This is a genomic window from Nonomuraea sp. MG754425 (genome assembly GCF_021699195.1).
Classification (GTDB): Bacteria; Actinomycetota; Actinomycetes; order Streptosporangiales; family Streptosporangiaceae; genus Nonomuraea.
The window spans coordinates 1-436 of record NZ_SSXE01000514.1 but is presented as its reverse complement, the minus strand read 5'-3'; the positions used below and the strand labels follow the sequence as shown (position 1 = coordinate 436).

Here is a 436-nt window from a genome sequence, read left to right as displayed (position 1 = left end):
CTGCTGGCGGTGGCGGGCCGGCCGGCGGCGAGGGTGGTGAAGGTGGTGCCGTCGGTGCCGGCCTGGACGGTCAGGGTCTGGGTGCGGCTGGGCCAGCCGGTGGGGAGTTTGAGTACCACTTTGTTGACGGTGGCGGCGGGGCCGAGGTCGACCTGGATCCATTGGGGGAAGGCGTTGTTGGCCGATTCCCAGTAGGTGGCCTGGTTGCCGTCGGTGACGTTGGCGGCGCGGTAGACGTCGGTGGTGCTGCTGGCGGTGGCGGGCCGGCCGGCGGCGAGGTTGGTGTCGGCCGCGGCGTGCGCGGGCGTGGTGGGTGCAGCGAGGATGCCGATGAGTAACGTAAGGGCGGCTAACAGTGCTCTCATGGGGGTGGCCCTTCGCATATGGGGGTTGGCCAGACCATAAGATGTCGAGCAGATCGCCGCAATATTTCGAC

Annotated in this window: 1 protein-coding gene; it reads right to left on the bottom strand. The window is 68.6% G+C overall.

The features are described 5' to 3' along the window. A partial coding sequence (locus FAF44_RS53765; RefSeq protein WP_237111202.1) for a discoidin domain-containing protein occupies positions 1 to 365 on the bottom strand: 365 nt, incomplete at its 3' end. Positions 366 to 436: the final 71 nt, after the last annotated feature.